20 protein-coding genes are annotated in these 18840 nt (G+C 38.6%); 10 read left to right on the plus strand and 10 right to left on the minus strand.

The window, feature by feature from the left end; genetic code table 11:
* Nucleotides 1-253 precede the first annotated feature (253 nt).
* Together ABOA58_RS05585 and ABOA58_RS05590 are read left to right on the plus strand one after the other, a co-directional pair.
* Nucleotides 254-805 (plus strand): PAS domain-containing protein, encoded by a 552-nt coding sequence (locus tag ABOA58_RS05585; protein WP_350301561.1) that lies wholly within the window; start codon nucleotides 254-256, stop codon nucleotides 803-805.
* Nucleotides 802-1275, plus strand: a complete 474-nt coding sequence (locus ABOA58_RS05590; protein ID WP_350301562.1) for an HD-GYP domain-containing protein — start codon at nucleotides 802-804, stop codon at nucleotides 1273-1275. The genes ABOA58_RS05585 and ABOA58_RS05590 overlap by 4 nt, the downstream gene beginning before the upstream one ends.
* Before the next feature lie 126 nt (nucleotides 1276-1401).
* On the opposite strand, the gene ABOA58_RS05595 is transcribed toward ABOA58_RS05590, so the two are convergent.
* Genes ABOA58_RS05595 through ABOA58_RS05605 form a run of 3 tightly spaced genes read right to left on the minus strand, consistent with a single transcriptional unit; the run spans nucleotide 1402 to nucleotide 4001 of the window.
* Complete coding sequence (locus tag ABOA58_RS05595; protein WP_350301563.1) at nucleotides 1402-1953, minus strand: TVP38/TMEM64 family protein; 552 nt, start codon at nucleotides 1951-1953, stop codon at nucleotides 1402-1404.
* A gap of 1 nt (nucleotide 1954) precedes the next feature.
* Entirely contained in the window at nucleotides 1955-2632 is a 678-nt protein-coding gene (locus tag ABOA58_RS05600; RefSeq protein ID WP_350301564.1) for a response regulator transcription factor, read from the minus strand.
* A complete protein-coding gene (locus ABOA58_RS05605) occupies nucleotides 2610-4001 on the minus strand; it encodes a HAMP domain-containing sensor histidine kinase (RefSeq protein ID WP_350301565.1) in 1392 nt (463 codons plus the stop codon). Before ABOA58_RS05605 ends, ABOA58_RS05600 begins: the two co-directional genes overlap by 23 nt.
* 654 nt (nucleotides 4002-4655) lie before the next feature.
* Here ABOA58_RS05605 and ABOA58_RS05610 point away from each other — a divergent pair.
* Complete coding sequence (locus ABOA58_RS05610; RefSeq protein WP_350301566.1) at nucleotides 4656-4793, plus strand: hypothetical protein; 138 nt, start codon at nucleotides 4656-4658, stop codon at nucleotides 4791-4793.
* A gap of 109 nt (nucleotides 4794-4902) precedes the next feature.
* Entirely contained in the window at nucleotides 4903-5379 is a 477-nt protein-coding gene (locus tag ABOA58_RS05615; protein ID WP_034315019.1) for an Lrp/AsnC family transcriptional regulator, read from the plus strand.
* 38 nt (nucleotides 5380-5417) lie between these two features.
* Here the strand turns inward: ABOA58_RS05615 and ABOA58_RS05620 are convergent, their stop codons facing one another.
* From ABOA58_RS05620 to ABOA58_RS05635, 4 genes are all read right to left on the minus strand, one after another.
* Complete coding sequence (locus tag ABOA58_RS05620; RefSeq protein WP_350301567.1) at nucleotides 5418-5969, minus strand: chromate transporter; 552 nt, start codon at nucleotides 5967-5969, stop codon at nucleotides 5418-5420.
* Complete coding sequence (locus tag ABOA58_RS05625) at nucleotides 5969-6559, minus strand: chromate transporter (RefSeq protein ID WP_350302801.1); 591 nt, start codon at nucleotides 6557-6559, stop codon at nucleotides 5969-5971. Before ABOA58_RS05625 ends, ABOA58_RS05620 begins: the two co-directional genes overlap by 1 nt.
* A gap of 350 nt (nucleotides 6560-6909) precedes the next feature.
* Nucleotides 6910-7782 (minus strand): DMT family transporter, encoded by an 873-nt coding sequence (locus ABOA58_RS05630; RefSeq protein ID WP_350301568.1) that lies wholly within the window; start codon nucleotides 7780-7782, stop codon nucleotides 6910-6912.
* Nucleotides 7783-8344: 562 nt separating this feature from the next.
* Nucleotides 8345-8557, minus strand: a complete 213-nt coding sequence (locus tag ABOA58_RS05635; RefSeq protein WP_350301569.1) for a hypothetical protein — start codon at nucleotides 8555-8557, stop codon at nucleotides 8345-8347.
* Nucleotides 8558-9090: 533 nt separating this feature from the next.
* Here ABOA58_RS05635 and ABOA58_RS05640 point away from each other — a divergent pair.
* Both ABOA58_RS05640 and ABOA58_RS05645 read left to right on the plus strand, forming a co-directional pair.
* Nucleotides 9091-9765: a response regulator transcription factor gene (locus ABOA58_RS05640; protein WP_350301570.1), complete on the plus strand. Its 675-nt coding sequence runs from the start codon at nucleotides 9091-9093 to the stop codon at nucleotides 9763-9765.
* Complete coding sequence (locus ABOA58_RS05645) at nucleotides 9762-10760, plus strand: sensor histidine kinase (protein WP_350301571.1); 999 nt, start codon at nucleotides 9762-9764, stop codon at nucleotides 10758-10760. Before ABOA58_RS05640 ends, ABOA58_RS05645 begins: the two co-directional genes overlap by 4 nt.
* Nucleotides 10761-10782: 22 nt before the next feature.
* Here the strand turns inward: ABOA58_RS05645 and ABOA58_RS05650 are convergent, their stop codons facing one another.
* Nucleotides 10783-12747, minus strand: a complete 1965-nt coding sequence (locus ABOA58_RS05650; RefSeq protein WP_350301572.1) for an ABC transporter permease — start codon at nucleotides 12745-12747, stop codon at nucleotides 10783-10785.
* A complete protein-coding gene (locus ABOA58_RS05655; protein ID WP_350301573.1) occupies nucleotides 12744-13490 on the minus strand; it encodes an ABC transporter ATP-binding protein in 747 nt (248 codons plus the stop codon). Before ABOA58_RS05655 ends, ABOA58_RS05650 begins: the two co-directional genes overlap by 4 nt.
* Nucleotides 13491-13796: 306 nt before the next feature.
* On the opposite strand from ABOA58_RS05655, the gene ABOA58_RS05660 reads away from it, so the two are divergent.
* The 3 genes from ABOA58_RS05660 (at nucleotide 13797) to ABOA58_RS05670 (ending at nucleotide 15381) form a co-directional block, all read left to right on the plus strand.
* Nucleotides 13797-14159 carry a group I truncated hemoglobin gene (locus ABOA58_RS05660; protein WP_241593607.1) on the plus strand — a complete coding sequence of 121 codons (363 nt, stop codon included), beginning with the start codon at nucleotides 13797-13799 and terminating at the stop codon, nucleotides 14157-14159.
* Between the two features lie 95 nt (nucleotides 14160-14254).
* Nucleotides 14255-14638: a cupredoxin domain-containing protein gene (locus ABOA58_RS05665; protein WP_350301574.1), complete on the plus strand. Its 384-nt coding sequence runs from the start codon at nucleotides 14255-14257 to the stop codon at nucleotides 14636-14638.
* Nucleotides 14639-14826: 188 nt separating this feature from the next.
* Nucleotides 14827-15381 carry a hypothetical protein gene (locus tag ABOA58_RS05670; RefSeq protein WP_350301575.1) on the plus strand — a complete coding sequence of 185 codons (555 nt, stop codon included), beginning with the start codon at nucleotides 14827-14829 and terminating at the stop codon, nucleotides 15379-15381.
* A gap of 58 nt (nucleotides 15382-15439) precedes the next feature.
* Here the strand turns inward: ABOA58_RS05670 and ABOA58_RS05675 are convergent, their stop codons facing one another.
* Nucleotides 15440-16852, minus strand: coding sequence for a PQQ-dependent sugar dehydrogenase (locus ABOA58_RS05675; protein ID WP_350301576.1), 1413 nt, complete (start codon nucleotides 16850-16852; stop codon nucleotides 15440-15442).
* 391 nt (nucleotides 16853-17243) lie between these two features.
* Here ABOA58_RS05675 and ABOA58_RS05680 point away from each other — a divergent pair, with 391 nt between their 5' ends.
* A complete protein-coding gene (locus ABOA58_RS05680) occupies nucleotides 17244-18833 on the plus strand; it encodes a bifunctional metallophosphatase/5'-nucleotidase (RefSeq protein WP_350301577.1) in 1590 nt (529 codons plus the stop codon).
* Nucleotides 18834-18840 lie beyond the last annotated feature (7 nt).

Raw genomic sequence — 18840 nt, forward strand, 5'->3', positions numbered from 1 at the left:
CAACATGCAAAATTCTTAATGGGAATGCGAAGGCTTGATACCTGGTGGGCAGTCAGAAACTTGTAATCAATCTCTTAATCACAAAACGATGCTTAGTAACTATTGTATATAAAACTTGTATGGTATTATATACCTCATCATCCGAATATAGTTCATTTAGCCTATCTAATGAAATTATCAAATCATGAACGGAAAGAGCCGTGACACTATGAGACAGAATTGGAAATCCGGCAGGTTATTGGAGGTATAGATTTTGAAAGGGAAATCAAGGCTGCCATGCGAATTGGCAGGGTATTTAAAGCTGGGGGATGCCGTCATCATTACGGATCAAGATCATCGCATACTTGACATTAATCCATATTATGAAAGGACGACAGGGTATTCAAGGAACAGTATCATTGGGTTCAAAGCTGGATTCTTGAAGTCAGGGTTAACACCTTTATGTACATACACATCCCTGAAAAATGAGTTAAGGAAGGGGAATCCTTGGTCAGGGGTTTTCACCAATCGAAAGAAATTGGGTGAGATTTGGCATTCCTCGATTACGATTACCCCTATTCATCTGGGGGATCAGTGGTATTTTGTAGAGATTTTCCGTGAACTGGAACAATTGAAAGAAGGGATCTACCTTTCGGAAAAGAAAAGGGCAGAGACTCAAAGGGAATTGTTAAAGGTACTCGCCATTTCATGCGAAATCCGTGATCCAGGCATTGAAGCGCATTTATTGAGAGTTCAAAATCTAACCGAGGAGCTAGTTACGTTCATAATCGAAGATGCCAGCTGGAAACATCTAAAAGCTATATGAATCATATCGTCCATTCAAGTATTCTACATGATATCGGGAAAGCGGAGATTCCTGAGGGGATATTATACAAACCTGGCCCGTTATCTCCTTATGAACGAAAAATCATCGAAATGCATCCGTTAATGGGATCCGATATTTTGAATAAGATTTCAAGGGAAATAAACAATGATGTGATCAGCAGCCTGGAAGTGGCTGAAAACATCATCCTCCATCATCATGAAAAATGGGATGGAACTGGATATCCACATCGATTGAAAGGTGAGGACATCCCATTGGAAGCTAGAATCGTTGCCATTGTGGATGTATTCGATGCATTGACCAGCAGAAGGCCGTATAAAGATTCCTGGTCAGTGGAGCGGGCATTATCTTTCATAAACGAACAAAAAGGAAAGCATTTCGATCCATCCATCGTGGTGTCCTTCTTTTGCTATTTTAATGAAAAGGCTTCAAAGCCGTTCCCGGCACAGTGATATAAATCAAAGAACTCGTCGAATATATTTTCCCGATATAATGGGGTCATGCCTCATCCGCTTTCTGGATCTGGTAGTAACCCTTGGAGACCAAGGGTTACTGATTCTTGAAAGGGAGGATTTTTACTACATTCCTTTTTTCTTATTTCTATTAAAGTAATAAACGACTGCGATTACCAGAATCAACAGTACCAAAACAATCCTTACATCGTCCGATGCCTTCAATACTTGTGTCACCGAATACGCCTCGACAAGGAGGGCAGGCAGTTTTCCAATGGATGTGGCGAGGAAGAAAATCATCATTCCCGTCTTGCTTAATGCTGCTGTAAGGTTGATTACGCCGGATGGTATAAAAGGAAGGAGCCTAAGCATCAGGATCATCCAAAATGCATGAAACCCTTGAGACTTTTGCAGCTTCATGACCCAACGGTTCTTCAAGAACTTGGGTTGGAATGTTTGAAAGCCCTTTCGATATAACCAAAAGCTGACCACTGCACCGGCAATTTCCCCCATGTACGAAAGGATCAATCCCTTTTCAAATCCAAATACGGTGATATTGGCTGCCGTGATGAATACACTTGGAACAAAACCAAGCACGCTAATCAATATATTGAATACTAAACTTACAGCAATGGAAAAAGGGCCGCTCGATAGTAATGCCTCAGAAATGAAATTCATATCAATCCACAGAACTCCATTTATATCCGATGCCCCAGACCGTTTTCAAGTGTTGATCTGCTGGAAAACCGGCATGACGTAATTTCTCTCTAATATTTCGAATGTGGGAATCGATTGTCCGATCTTCCGTATCCGTTTTAAATCCCCATATGGTCGAAAGCAGGTGGTCTCTGGAATACACTTGATCTGGTGATTTTAAAAACAAGCACAACAGTGAGAACTCTTTTGGTGTCAATGGGATTGTTTTGGTATCATAATGTGCTTCATAAGCGGATTCATTTAATTTTAGCCCTCTAAATATCACATTATCATCCTGATTATGCACTCGCCGCGTCACTGCTTCGATTCTGGCAAGTAAAACATCTTCATTAAATGGTTTCGTAATATAATCGTCTGCGCCCTTTTTCAACCCTTTCACCATTTCTTGTGCAGCATCCCGGGCGGTGAGCATGATTATGGGAATGTTGGTAAACGCACGGATCCTTTCACAAGTTTCCCACCCATCCATCTCAGGCATCATTACATCAAGAAGTACTATGTCCGCATGTTTATGCGCTAGGAACTGTAAGACTTCATGTCCAGATTTCATCTTCATGCATGTATATCCGTGAGGTTTAATGTATAGCTCTAATAGATCAAGCATTCTCTGTTCATCATCAACCAGAACTATTGTCTTCATTTGTTATCTCCTTAAATGTGATAGTGAAGCACGTTCCTTGCTCCAATTTGCTTTTAACCGAAATGGTTCCTCCTTGTATCTCCACTAATTGCTTGACGATGGAGAGCCCCAATCCGAATCCACCGGTATCTCTGGCGCGTGATTTCTCGACACGATATAAACGATCAAAGATATGGGGGATATCTTCAGGGGGAATGCCAACCCCTTGATCGATTATGGAGATGGAAATCCTGCCAAGGCATTCAGTGGCTTTGATGGTGGTGACTGTATATTCGTTCGAGTACTTCAGCGCATTATCGAGCAGGTTAAGAATGACTTGCTCAAACCGTGAGGGATCTATATCTATAAATAAATCATCCTTACATACCAGATTCAATTGAATTCTTTCATTTGTAAAAGCCGGCAGCACTTTTTCATGAATGTTTTGCAGGAATGAAGAGAGCTGGACGGTTTCTTTTGATATGGTGAATGTATTTACATCCATTCTAGCCATATTGAATAGTTCGTCCAATAATCTGTTTAATCGTTCGGATTCATCATGGATGATCTCTAAGTATCGTGTTCGTTCGGCAGCATTCAAGTCTTTCCGGCGGGCAATATCAGAGTATCCCTTGATATAAGTTAGCGGCGTGCGCAGTTCATGAGAGATACTTGCCAAAAATTCATTGCGTTCCTTCTTTAAATAGTTCAATTCATTAGCCAAGCTTTGAATGGATTGGGCAAGCTCCCCGAGTTCATCATGAGATCGTACTGGCACAGCTACTGAAAAATTCCCTTTGCTGAGTTTGGTTGTCGCTTCCTTCATCGAAATAAGAGGTCTAGTCAAAGCTTTTGATAGAAAATAAATGGTGATAAGCATGAAGAAAAGGAGCAATGCAGTCGCAAAAAGGAAATGCCTATTCAATTGTGCAATCAAATCCTCAACATCCCTAGTATCTTTGAACATATAAACATAGCCTTTTTTTTCTTTATCACTGATAAATGGCGTAACGGTCGCTATATACCTTTCATCCTTCCAACTTGATTGGATGACCAGACCATTTCGGGGTAGTTGCGGGATGTTTTTTGCCAAGATTTTTTTCATTCCCCTATTTACCTTTGCGGAAGATATCAGAATATCTCCTCTTGTGTTCGTAATCACGACATCTGTATCGGTATGGTACTCCATCAGGCCGATATGCTGAAGGGTAGAGTCGGAATACGTGATTTCCAACACATCCCGATGACTATTGCCACGGGCCTTCAGTGATTCCAATTCTTGATTGATACGGGAATGGATCACTTTATTATGCAAGTAAATCATCGAAACGGTCTCCATCAAAAAAATGCAAACAAATATAGATAGTCCGAGCTTAAAGGAGATTTTCATGAGCATTCACCCTCTTATGGAATAAAGTCAGTTTAGCGAAAAAGTATGAAGAAAGTATGCAGTATTTTTAATTTCTTCGCATCTCTTAACAACGATAATCCGAATGATGACTTGTTGCAAGAGAGACAATATTTTTAATGGACCCCAACTGCATTTTGTTCAGTCTTTTATATGGAAATGGGGGAATCAGGTTTTTCCGTGCAATAACACTTTTGGAAGTGGTTATTTAAAAAATAGATGATGATCATTCATACTTGAGTGTTTGTAGACTGCTCTTATTTTGATTACACCTAAATAAATTGAAACTGCCGGGAAAATGGGCAGTTTTTGTATTTAGTCTATTCAAAATATTTTGTATTAAGGAAACATTTTGTCGTAAATGAATACTATGTAAAAAAGGAGCTGATCCATATGAATTGTACAAACCGTACGCAGAAAAAAATAATGGCTTATTCCGCATTATTCAAAAAAATGGGCATTCTCAATGATGAGGAATACAAAAATATCGCAAAGACCTTTCAAACAAAGGATTGAGGAAGTGTCCATTGGAAATTCATAAACTTTTATCCTGCATTGAACGGGCTGTAAAACCCCCTCCTTCCAACCTCAAAGTAGGGGGGGACTTGCAGTCTGGAACTTAAGGGGGTGTCGGCGGTGCCGTCAATTTGTCTGGCCCTTAGTCTATCGCCTTCCATCTTTTTGGCGGCTGCACTCAGTTGGATGAAATGCTGCATCTTAAGTTTGAAAAACTACATATTTGATGGAGATTCATATGCAGAGGGGGAAAATTAGGGATGCCCAAAAATTTCTGCCTTTATTAGAAGTGAAAAGGAAGATTGTTGTGATCCGGTGGTGTTCTCTGCGATAATGGAATAAAGATATCGAAAAGGAGTTACGTAGGATGGCAGAGGACTTTAAGATTCCCAGCTTGAAAGTTGATGAAATCGATAAGAAAATCATATCGGTTTTACATGAAGATGCACGAATTTCATATACCGACTTAGCGAAGAAAGTGGAGCTTTCCAGAGTGGCGGTTCAGATGAGAATTAATCATCTTGTGGAAAACGGGGTGATCGAGAGGTTTACTGCGGTCATAAATCCAGCTAAGGTCGGCATCCATGTCTCGGCATTCTTTAACGTTGAGGTTGAGCCAAAATATCTGGAATCGGTCGCGCAGCAATTAGAAAGTGAACCGGCTGTAACGAGTTTATATCATATGACCGGTCCGAGTAAACTCCATATGCACGGAATCTTTACTGATAATCAAGAGATGGAACGTTTTCTCAATGAGAAGCTGTATGCGGTCGTCGGTGTGGTCAGCGTTGATTGCCAAATTCTCATTAAACGCTATAAAAGCCGGATGGGCATGAAGCTTTAATAAAAAATCCCCCTATATAGGAGGATTTTTTATTATTATTATGTGTGCGGGATGATAAAGCCGCCGTACATAAAGGCAAGAATGATTACGAATGCAGGGTGGATCTTGAATTTACCTAAAGCCAAGAAGGCCAATCCAGCGATGACGATTGAATGGATGTAGCCGATGGATCCGACCGCATCCGCGGCCATATTCCAGGTGAGCAATAACATCATGATCGCAATTACGGGCTGTACAAGCAGTGACATGCCTTTTACAATAGGCGATTGCTTGTATTTTCGCAGGATTTTTAATAAATATATCAAAGCCACGGCTGAAGGGATGATCGTGCCTGCCAATGCAGCTAGAAATCCTGGCCAGCCATATACATCATATCCGACATATGCGGCTATTTTCGTGGCGATAGGTCCTGGGAGTGAATTTCCTAACGCAAGCATTTGAGAGAATTCGGTATTATCAAGCCAGCCATAACGGGTTACGATTTGATCATACATTAGCGGAATCGAGGCTGGACCTCCGCCGTAACCAAGCATATTGGCTATGAAAAACGCCAGAAAAACAGCAACTCCTATTGGGATAATAAGACCCATTAAGCGGATTCCTCCTTCCTATCCTTCTTTTTGTTTTTCAATCTATCCTTTAATTTAAAATGAAACGCTCCATATATAAGAAAAATCATGATGACGATACCCGGATGCAGGGAAATGACTTGCAGAAGCAAAAAGGAAATCGCAAAAAAGGTGATTCCGAGCACCTTTCCTAACCCTTTTACCGCCTTTTCGCCAAACTCATAAGCCATTTGACCAAGCATGACAGCAACCACCGGCATTACAGCAGCGATCATATTACTGATCATTGCGGAATTACTTAGAACATTAATGAACGCAATCAAGAAAACCATCGCAATGCATGAAGGTAAAACGTGAGCGGCCACACTTACGATGGCTCCCGGCCAGCCTTTTAGTTTATAACCAAGATATGCTGCCATCTTCGTGGCAATCGGTCCTGGGAGTGTATTGGCAATCGCCAAAGTGTCCCCGAATTCATCATCGTCGAGCCAGTGATAACGGGAAACTGCTTCGTGGCGGATGAGAGGGATGACTGATGGTCCGCCGCCGAAACCTAATATACCCGTTCTCATCATCCCGATCGTCAATTCCGTATATGGTTTTTTCAAGATCGATTCCTCCTTTGTTATAAAATTTAGCATTCATTTCCAAAAGATTATGAATTAATGATAACAAAAATTATTTCGAAATGTACATAAAGTAATAATAATAATTACGTAATGAATGTATATTTAAGATTTTTTAATATAATCGGCTGAAAAAAATAAAATAATACAACTTTTTGTCCTGAGATTCAAGAAACCGTTGGGACGGTCCGCCTTATTAACATAAAGGGGGATTAGTAAGGAGAAATTACAAATAAAAAACAACGTTTCTGCAATCCCCTTTTTTAAACCAAAAAAGAACCCTATAGGCAGCCTTTTTTAAAGAGACCGCTCTATAGGGTACATTTTAATGTGGGTTATTCTTCCCGAATGACTAATAACACACCGATAAAAATTAATATTGTGCCGATCCAAAAAGACAAGCCGATTTGTTCACCTAGTATTAACCAACCTAAAAAAGTACCGACTATAGGCTGTAAAAAGAAAAATAATCCACCGCTTGAAGCGGTAAGCATTTGCAGTCCGCGATTCCACAGTAAAAAGGCACATGCTGTGGAAATAACGCCCAAGTATAATAGGCCGCCCCATATGGATGGATGCATGATTGCTTGAAAATCAAGCTCATCCAATCGACTGATCGTAACAGGTGTTAAAAAGACAATTGCCACAAGCACTGCATAGGTCGTTATAACAATTTGTGAATATTGCCCAGGGACACGTTTAATCAGAACAGACATAAGTGCCCAAGTTAAGGCAGCAATAAGCAGTGATAGGCCCCCAAGTTGGTGAGATGAGCCGATATGGGCATTCCCGACAATGATACCGACACCGATTGTCGCTAAAATTACGGAAATTGATTTCTTGATGGTGATCTTTTCTTTTAAAACGATACGTGCAAATATCACCATAAATGCAGGTGTTGTGGAAGTAATGATAGCTCCCATTTGTGCAGTGGATAGCAGTGTACCGACTTCCTGGGTTACGATGGAAATTGTGTTTCCAACAAGTCCTATAATGAAAACCAAAACCCAGTCTCGTTTTTCAATCCGCCAAGATTGTTTTGTTATAAAACCAATTGTCAGCAATGCTAAAATCGCAATTACATATCGTAATAATACTAATTCAAGTGGCGGAACAACGTCTACCACAACTTTTACCACAACATACATCCCGCCCCAAATGCTAGCAGCGAGTGATAAATATAAAGAACCTAATATAGTGTTTTTCATTTTGTACCCTCCGTTTTAACTAAACATTTCCAGTCCTTAACGGAGATGCAATTTTTCTGCCGTTAAGGGAGAATAACTGCAGGTACATCATTTTCGAATAGTGGTGACCACATCATCAGCTTTCAGCTCACTTTCAAAAAAATATTTATTTTCAATGTTTTTAGCTAACATCAGTAAGTTATAAAACATACTCATTTAAATATACAAGATTTTAGATTGATAAAACAACAAATAATAGTATTGAAGCTAGCGAACCTTTAAGATGATCCGTCAATCAAGATAGTATACTGAAACTTGAAACACAAAAAAAAACCCTACATGATCTATTAACGACTGGTGGGGTTTCTATTTGGCTTAATGGATTCTAGTTGGGATAGAAAGAGGGATTTAAAGGGAAGGGAAGCAAATGGTACAGTAATAATGCTGGTCAAATTGTCGGTAGCTAGTAATGTAAGTGATAAAGCTGGAAAGAAAAGGTGGATTAGGATTGAAGAGCTCCCTTAAAGAGTTTAATCCTAATCCACCGTTAAGTTAAATTTGGTGCATGACTTTTCCGGAAGCATCACAATCCGTTATATTTTCTTTCAATTTTCCTGAACTCGTCTGATAGTTCAAATAGGGTGTGTAATACGGCTGTTTGAATATATAGATTCATATAATTATCATTGCTCTTCTTTTGAAAAGATAAATCATGTTTTTCATTAATTTTACGAGTTATACATGCATTAATTTCGCTCCACATTTCTTTCGTTCCTTCTTTAACTTTAGTCTCCATAATCTCCCACTCCTTTTTTATTAGTTTATCCAATCTATTACATTCTTATACTTATTTTTTGGGCAATCTGGTAACTTTTTTATCTTAAAATTAATGTCTACAGTTTTATTTGGTATCCTTCTGTTTGAGTGCAAACCCGAAAAATAGGAGAAGTCATCACATTAGTGGTTATTAAATGCTGAAAAAAATATTGTGGAATAACACTATAGTCGCTTGGCTCAGTTTGTAGACAAAAGGGTTTTATCTAAAAGTGAAGACAAAGTTGATTGGAGCGGGTGTGGGAGACCCCGCAGGCACAATGGCGCCGGACCGCCCGCGGAAAACGAGTGCCTGGAGGTAACATTAAAATTGTACAATCCCGTAAAGGGGGGGCCAGGGTGTCACTATCGCATCCTTTCTCTATAGTTTCTTTGATTGGGACATATACTGTAGTGACGTATTGTATAAATGACAGGAGTTTGGAATAATTAGCATTATGATATTATAGAGAATTTAAAACCTTTATCGATTCAGTCCATGAATAGGAGATTGTTATGTTTAAAATTATGATAGTTGAAGATGATGAAAAAATTAGAAAAATAGTGGCTGATACGCTAACAAAGTGGAAATATGACGTTGTGGGGATTATGGAGTTTGACCACATTTTAGATGATTTTGAGAAATTCCAGCCTGATTTGGTACTATTGGATATAAACTTGCCAACCTTTGATGGCTTTTATTGGTGTCAGCAGATCCGTGCAATCTCAAGTGTGCCCATACTGTTCCTTTCCTCTAGAAATCAAAACATGGACATCATCATGGCCATTAATATGGGAGGGGATGATTTTATCCAGAAGCCATTTGATTTAGATGTTCTTGTAGCAAAAATCAGTGCATTGTTAAGGAGGAATTATACTTATCAAAATGGACATAACTTAAAATTAACGCACCGGAACTTGTCTTTGCATGTAACAAACTCGACTATCCAATATGAGGAACAGTCCATTGAACTTTCACGTAATGAGTTCATCATTTTGCAATTGATGATGCGCAGAATAGGTAAAATTGTATCAAGAGATGACTTGATGCAAGCTCTTTGGAATGATGAACAGTTTGTCGATGATAATACACTGACTGTTAATGTAAATCGATTAAGGCGTAAGATCTCTGGAATTGGATTAGAAGACTTTATTGTGACACGTAAAGGAATGGGGTATCTGATTGAATGAGGTTCATACAATTTTTAAAACATGAGAAGCCTTATATCTTTTTACTGGTTTTTGTCTTTTGTATGGTTTCTGCAGTCTATCACACTGACCCCAATATGACATGGAACTGGAACACCTTTCTATATGCTGGGGCATTAACTCTTTTCGTATTGATTATTTTCTTTTTGTACCGGTATCAGCAAAATTTGCGCGCAATCCGAGCCATGGGTGACGAAGATCATGAGAACCTTTCTTTAGAGGCAGCCTCGTTACAGCAGTTGATTGAAGAGAAGGAAAGGGAACAAATAAGGTCTCTCAATCTGATTCATGAGAAACAAAGCGAGTATTACGATTTTATTGTATCGTGGTTTCATGAAATTAAGACACCCATCTCGGTGCTGCGATTGATGGAGCAGACAGAGATCGATGCCAAGAGCTTTCATGATGAGGTGTCAAGGATAGAGCATTATGTGGATCAAGCACTTTATTATGCAAAGTTGGATAGCTTCAATCAAGACTATGACATCAAGAATTGTGATTTGGACCAATTGGTTAAAGAGGTCATAAAAACTCATTCCAAAACATTTATTTCCAAGAAAATCCGCCTGCAGTTACAGATAGAACCAACCACGATCCAAAGTGACCCCAAGTGGCTGCAATTTATCCTTAATCAATTAATTTCAAATTGCTTGAAGTATACGGAAGAAGAAGGGGAAATAAAGATTGAGACAGGTTTCGATTTAAAAGAAAAGCAGCTGATCATTAGAGATAATGGAATTGGTATAGAAAAAACGGATTTACCACGGATATTCAATAGGGGTTTTACAGGATCCAACGGGCGTACCTACACAAAATCCACAGGGATGGGGTTATATTTAGCACAGCAGTTATCCAACAAACTTGGCCACTATATCACATGCACCTCTGAAACAGGTTTGTATACGGAATTTGTCATGCACTTTCCCAAAAATGTCGATCCCTATTTCATTATGCAAAAAAACGCAATGAGACCTTGATGAAGGCCATTGCGTTTTTTTATTAATATTTCTGATTTACGATTTTGTAGTAGAGATTCGCAGAAGACAGATAAAACAAAACATAAATCACAAAGTATATTGCAAAGATGAACCAGAGCATCGAAGTAAGCTGCGGAAAATCTTGTACAGAATCCAGAATATAGTATTTTAAAATGAGCCAGCTGTGCAAAATGCCTAAAACTAGCGGAGGGAAGAAAACAAGGGTAAGTTGTTTACGAATCACACTTTTCAATTCACTGTCTGCGGTTCCTATCTTTCGCAGAATGGAATACTGTCTCTGTTCTTCCGTTGCTTCCCGCAATTGTTTAAAGTAAATGACGCTGGCCAATGCAAACAGGGCAATGACAGCCAGGAAAGCAGCTGCAAATAACATTAAAGATGAACCTTCTATTTGCTTAGAATACACATCGGCAAATGAAGAATAGTACGTGTCGGGCTTCTTCGTAACAATGGCATGTATATCACTTGATAAAGATTCAGCCTGCTTCTCATTTTCAATTTCATAAATTTCAAAAGGAATCGTTTTGGCTTTGCTTTTTAAGTTTTGATAAGCCTCATCTGAAATAATCAGGACTGCGGGCTTTAATAACATGGATTGAACAGGGTCGCTGGCCCAGCCTAATAATGCGTAATCTTTCTTCTCTATTAGTTTTAGAGTGATATCTTCATTTACATTCACTTTAAAACGTGGCAGCTGATCGGAGGGAAAGGATTTTGGGGAATCTGTTCCTTGTGACAGAGTTACAGCTTCCATATCTTCTAAATGGATTTCCTCCTGATTTCCACGCAATGAGATGATTTCGTTATATGCTTTTTCTGGAAAAAGAAAAACGTCCTTTGAAAAATACTCAGGGTTCTCAAAAGCAAGGTCCATGTTTGTATTTGGCTTTCCTACTAAAGCTTCCAAAGTTTTGTGATACTCTATCGAGTGGTCCGAATTTTTTATTCTAGCATCAATTTTCTCGTTAGTTTCCTTATCCAATGACTGAAACGCAATATCATTCGGTAAATTCCTGCCGACAGCTTCAAATTGGACCGCATAATTGATCGAAACGAATCCAATCAAGAAAATAATGGTCGCACTGAACAAAGAGATGAAGGTAAGGTTTAACGTATTCGACCTTATTTGGAAGCGCAATGAGGAAATCCACAATACCCGATTGCCTTCATGGAAATTATGCTTCTGGCGAATCTTATGCAGCAGCCAGCCGGAGAACTGACGGAAGAACAAATACGTTCCGCCGATCATGCCGACTGTGACAGCAATCATGGCAAAAGTTACGTGTTCTTTCCATATGCTTGATTCTTTGCCCTGGCTTATCAGAAAAAATTCCGTTGCTAATAACACTAATGACAAAGCTGCCATAATGAACGAAGACGGTATCGGTTTTTCCATTTTTTCTTTGGCATGAAACAACTCCACGAGTTGTACGCGACTGATCATGAAGAAACTTTGGATACTTGCAATGATCGCTAACAAGAGAAACAGGATGATTGTCGAGCCGATCGCTTGATAAGGAAAATTCAGCGTAATGACATTGTCGTATTGCATTAAGTTCATTAATGCCATACCGAAAAACTTGGACAGCAGACCGCCAAGAAGTATTCCAATTACAAGCGAGAATGATCCAATGAGCAAATTTTCAAAGAAAACCATTCGTGTAATCTGGCTTTCTTTCATACCTAGAAGCAAATAGAGTCCAAATTCCTTTTTTCTTTGCTTCATAAAGAAAGAGTTAGCATAAAGAATAAAGAAAATGATAAAGAGGAAGATGACCACTGAGGCAATCGACACACCCGTTTGAAAACTCTCCTTATTATTGAGTACATCCAATATATCCTGGTTATACATTAGTGATGAGAAGGTGAAATGGACCATCACACCAGTAATCATGGCAAACAGATAAATCGTATAAACACGGAAATTGCGCTGAACGTTCCGGAACGTCATATTCAGTAAGTTCACCTTTGATTCCCTCCCATGGCACTCTGGATGTGAAGGATTCGATCAAAGAAGTCACTTTGACTTTGGTCACCTTTATAAAGCTCGTTTACGATTCCTCCATCACGCAAGAAGATAACTCGTTTACAGAAGCTTGCTGCATAGGAGTCGTGTGTAATCATAAGAATAGTCGTTTGAAACGTTTCATTTAAGCTCGATAACTGTTCCAATAATTGTGTTGCTGATCTCGAATCAAGAGCGCCTGTAGGTTCATCTGCAAAGACAATCGCAGGGTTTGTAATAATGGCGCGCGCAGATGAGGCCCGTTGTTTCTGACCTCCTGAAACTTCTGTAGGGTATTTATCCTGGATTTCTTCAATATTCAATGCCTGAATGACTGGTCTCAGCCGTCTTTCCATCTCATCCGTAGAAAATTTCCTTAATGAAAGGGGCAGGAGAATGTTCTCTTTAATCGTTAAAGTATCAAGCAAATTGTAATCTTGAAAGATGAACCCCATTCGTTCTTGACGAAATGTACGCAATGCTTTTTTGTTTAAATCCAACAGGGCCTGTTCTTCAAGCCAGACCTCCCCGCCAGAAAATTTATCAATTGTCGAGAGCACATTCATAAGCGTCGTTTTTCCTGAACCGGATGGCCCCATAATAGCCGTAAATTCACCTGAAGTAATGGTAAGGTCAATATTTTTTAAAACCTGTGCCTTTCCATAGGATTTAGATAAGTTTTTAGTTTGTAATACTTTTTTCAACGTAAATCTCCTCCTCATGTTACATACTATAAAATTCATCCCTTTTCCCACCATAGATGTAACAGGAAGCAAGATTACAATTTTGTCACATTACAATTTGAATATGTAAAATAAAAGTGTGAACAGTGAATGTAATAAATGGAATTCCCTAAATCAATTATGCATTTTCAGCAACTTGGTAGCAACAAGTTGAAATAAAGAGCGATAAGTGGATATCAGCAAAAGGGGATTAAATTGAAAGATAAGGAATAAAAACAAATTTTCTACAGAGAATACTTCTATTAATTACAAGTTAGGAGTGTATATATGGAACAAACACTTTATGAAAAAGTCGGCGGGGAAGAAGCGATAGCAAAAGTTGTGGACTATTTTTACTCCGAATTGGTTCTTAAGGATGAGACAGTTAATCATTTTTTTGAAAAAACGGATATGGAAAAGCAACGCCGTCATCAAACTAAGTTCATTAGTTTTGCATTAGGCGGTCCAAAACAATATTCTGGACAATCCATGGCAAAAGCTCACCAAGGATTGAATCTGCAACCAGACCATTTCAATGCCATTGTAAAACATCTTAACGATGCACTAGCTCACTTTGGAGTGAATGAAGCTGACATAGATACAGCTTTAACTAAAGTTGCTACACTAAGAGACGATATCTTGTATAAATGATTGTTATTGAGCTAGCAGCTCCTTTGCAACCAAATTAATAGTAATAATATTTTATGGATTAGAAAAAAATAGTGTTAGGGAAGGAGGGATTGCGAATGTCTGTGAAAAAGCGGGTAACAGGATTGGTCGTTGTGCTTGCAATGTTTGTAGTTGTGACAACTCTAGGCTCACTCGGCGTATATGCCGAATCCGGTGTTGTAGCTCAGCCTACGGTGAAATCGATTGAGGTCGAGTTGAACGATGATTACTTTAATCCGGAAGTCATCACTATTCCGAATGGAACAGTCACTACGTTGATATTGAAAAACAAAGGTACAAAAGAACACACCTTCACAGTGGAAAAGCTCGGAATTGACGCCGAGGTCCAGCCAGGTAAAGAAAAAACCATTACCGTGCAACCGAAACAGCCCGGTACATATGAACTGACATGCCGGTACCATTTCCAGGAAGGAATGGTTGGGAAAGTAATGGTCAAATAAAAAGCAGGGCCAATAAGGCCTTGTTTTTTTAATAGGCGATTAAGTTTTAGAGAGATTTTTTATTAAGTATTAAGCTATTTTTCATTACACAGGAAATTGATGTTTAGATTACTAATAATTGTTCCAACTCCAATAAATGGAAATATAATGTATCGTAACGTATAAACCATTTAGAATGAGGTGGAAAGGTGTATTTTTTTAAACCTATTTCTGATGAGGTTCGTTTATTTCAAATAATATTCAATAAACATAACAAAACGATGAAGCTCATTTTAGGGTCCATTTTTGCCTGTATTGCTGCTATTCTACAGGCTGCTGCTGGCTTTTTACCAGGTATCGGATATTTTATAAGTCCGCTAGCCACTGCACCTATTCTGTTATGTTCCATGTTTTCCATTCCTTTTGGAGTGATGACCTACCTTCTGACAATTATGTTGTTATTCATCCTACAGACAACTGAACTGTTTGTATTTCCTTTTACAACAGGATTGTTAGGACTTGGCATAGGGGCATCCTTTTCCTTTTCTAGGAAGAGATTAAGTGTTATTGCTGCTGGTGCAATTCTATTAATGTCAGGAATTATGAGTCTACTATTTATTTTTCACTTTCCGGTTTTAGGTCCAGCCGTCTCAGTTTCCTTTTCATTTCTTATAACTGGCTTTATATTTACTTTCATTTATAGCTGGTTATGGGTTGAAATTGCTTTAATCATTTTTAAAAGATTAAAAATGATTATAATTTAGTGATTCTCCATCACTTAGTTTTAATTTCGATTCATAACAGGAATTTTATAGTTATGATTCATGGAACAATTTCAAAAACAGTACCTTGGTTGAAATCAGTCACTTTCATAGAGCCATAAACCCCTAAATATAATCTGCTTTGATCCAGGTTCGTTCCCAAATTAACATAATAAGCTGATTGAGACCCAAAATCATAATCGGTTTGTATCACACTAAAATCATTTTGTTGACCATTTGGTCTTACGGTGGTATAAGCTAAAGCCCCTCTTATCTTAGGTTGAGATTCTTTCCGGGCAAGATCGGTAAACACGACGCTTCCTGTTAAACCAGGGATGCTTTTCCCCATATATGCTTGTACTCCTGTAATTGCAGTTCCTCCAAACTTATCGGGTCTGGTATCTTCATGAAAATAACTTGTTAAAGGCTGAAGACGGCTCCCTGAAAGTGATACTGCTTCATTGTAATAAGCAATTGTTTTTTCATCCAAATTCCGATTTTCAGTGCAGCCTTTAATAATCGAAGCAGGAAAAGTACCTTCCCAACCTCTCCAGCCAAAGTTAATAAATCCTTCTTTGTCAGGTTCAGAATTCATGGAATAAGCTTGAATAAGCTGAGTAACCGGTATTGGTTTATACTGAACGAATGAAAAAATCGACTCGACCAAACGCTGGCCGACATTTCCCGCATATTTAATATACTGATTATAAAATCTTTGAAATGAAATGCCTGGTATATTGCGCACCCCTTTTGCCATTACCATGAGCGTTTCCTGAATGGGTGTGGGAAGTTCATTGAAACGTGTGACAATGGGTGGATCATTGACGTACATATTCTTACCTACATCAATTTCAATTATTTTACCGGCGATTTCCAGATCATCCTGACTTAAGTTAAATGGATCATAGCGTGATCCGCCATCCCCGGTTGTTAAAACAAGTTTTCCTGTTTCAGGTGAAAAGTTTAAACTATTGAACCCATTATGAGTTGAAAATGGTCGTCTTAAGTTAAGTAATGTCCGTCGTTTTTGGGGTTGACCATTCGATTGTAAAATCCATTCTTCAATTGTATCAATATGATCATATTTAGTTTCTCTATTCATCCACCTTAGGTTTAAAGTTTTGGGATCACACGGGTCAGGCTTAAAAGATTCAGAAAGAGCACCTGGTCCTTGTGTTCCAGCTACTGAATAATGAAGATAAAACAGACCGTTATAATAAAATTCGGGATGAAACGCTAGGCCTAGCAATCCCCGTTCATCATATCCGCCACCAGATGCACCTAGTTTCAGGATTCGCGGACGAATATCTAAAAAAGTCCTTATATCTCCGTTTCCTATGTAAAATATCTCTCCTACCTGGGTTGCAATAAATAATCTTTCAATGGAGTCACCTGGAAGTATGGTTGTTTTCAAAACAGTAGGTAAATTTATTTTACTTACAATGGGCCGTAAACCAACCTTAACTTTTATCAACTGACTTTGCACCCCTTCTTATTGTTTTCTTTTTATAAGAATATGATTAGAGCCGTCCATTAGTACCAAATTAGGCCGGGGAATCTGAACTAAAGGAGTGCGTTAATTGAACAAAATAAGTGAAATTTTTAAGAATGAGGATAAATTCAAGTACTATCGGTTTAATGGGTAGAAAAATTAGAGCCTTTTTAAATAAAACTGTATTTTTTGCTAGTCAAAATCTTAACAGATTTCTAAATGTTAAGCCGTATGAGTATTTTAAAAAGATATGCATGTACTTGGTTAACTTAACAATTATTATATGAAATATAACAATAAATCACGGTCCCTTTATACGGATATAAAATTCAAGAGTTATTCTTGATTTACATCTAGAGGGAGGGATCGGAAATTGTCAAAATTTCAGGCCATATCTTCTTTATTCATCTTGGTATTTATCATCATTTTCGTAACTTATAAAATCACAGCATTCTCATCCAATCATTCCACAACGGATCATTCCACATCCAACCGCTACATCCAACTACAATTATTAGGCGTTAATGATTTTCACGGCCAACTAAACAAATATCAAATGGTTTCAGGAACCATGGCGGGCGGTGCTGAATACTTGGCTGCCTATTTAAAAAAATATAAACAAGAAAAACCAAATACATTACTCGTTCATGCTGGTGATATGGTAGGAGGAAGTCCTCCAATCTCTTCTCAATTTCAAGACGAACCCACGATTGAATTTTTAAACCTCCTGCACTTTGATGTCGGGACACCTGGAAATCATGAATTGGACGAAGGCGTATATGAAATGAAACGTCTCATTCATGGAGGATTCAATAAAAAAACAGGTTATTTTCAAGGTGCCAATACTGCTTACAGTTCTGCAAATATCATCGACAGAAAGTCGGGTACTCCTTTGTTACCACCGTATGTTATTAAACAAATTGACGGAATTAATATTGGATTTATCGGTGTGGTCACAAAAGAGACCAACCTGTATGTGGCACCTGAAAATCGAAAAGAAGTAGAAATTACGGATGAAGTTTCAGCTATTAACCGAACCGTTAAGCTTTTAAAGGAAAAAGGGATCAAAGTGATTGTTGTACTGGCACATGATTCAGCTAAATCAGATAAGGCAGGAGCAAATTCCAGTGGAGCTTTAGTGGAGATGGCTCCAAAAATCGATGATGAGGTCGATGTCATTTTTGCGGGTCACAGCCATGAATATGCCAATACCGTTGCAGCGGGTAAACTGATCGTTCAAGCTTATTCTAACGGGAAAGCCTTTTCTCAAGTAAATCTTGAAATTGACCCACATACTAAAATTATTGTTAAGAAACAAGCAAAGATAGTTGCCACTTCACATCATCATATAAAACCGGATGAAGAAACGGTTGCTCTTCTAAATAAATATAGAAAAAGATTGGGGAGCAATTTTAATCAGGTAATAGGGGAAATGCCGGAAGAAATCAGACGAAATCAAGGTGCAAACGGTGAATCCCCATTAGCGAAAATGATTGCAGAATCTGAGCGGGAAGCCATGGGGGTAGATATAGCTTTTGTCCATCAGGGCGAAATGCGAAAAAGTTTAAAAAAAGGGAAAATCACTGTAGAAGACCTTTATACAAACGTGCCTATGGGTAATAATGTCAGTAAGTTAATTTTAACAGGAGAGCAGATAAAACTTGCTTTAGAACAGCAGTGGACGAAAGATTATGAAAATAGGTTACAAACGGTTGGTTTAACGTATAATTGGGACCCCGATTCTCCAATTGGCAACCGCATTGTTGCGCTGAAAGACATGAAGGGTCAAGAGATTCAGGCAAGCAACGAATATGAAGTAGCGGTTAGTAATTATTTGGCTTCAGGCGGTGATAACTTCACTGCATTTGAACAAGGTAGACTCGTAGAATCCGGTCCGCAAGTCGTCACTGCACTAATACGCTATATCCAACAGAAGTATCCTCCCCATTCATTGAAAGAATGAAGGGGAA

The organism is Peribacillus frigoritolerans (assembly GCF_040250305.1).
Classification (GTDB): domain Bacteria; phylum Bacillota; class Bacilli; order Bacillales; family DSM-1321; genus Peribacillus.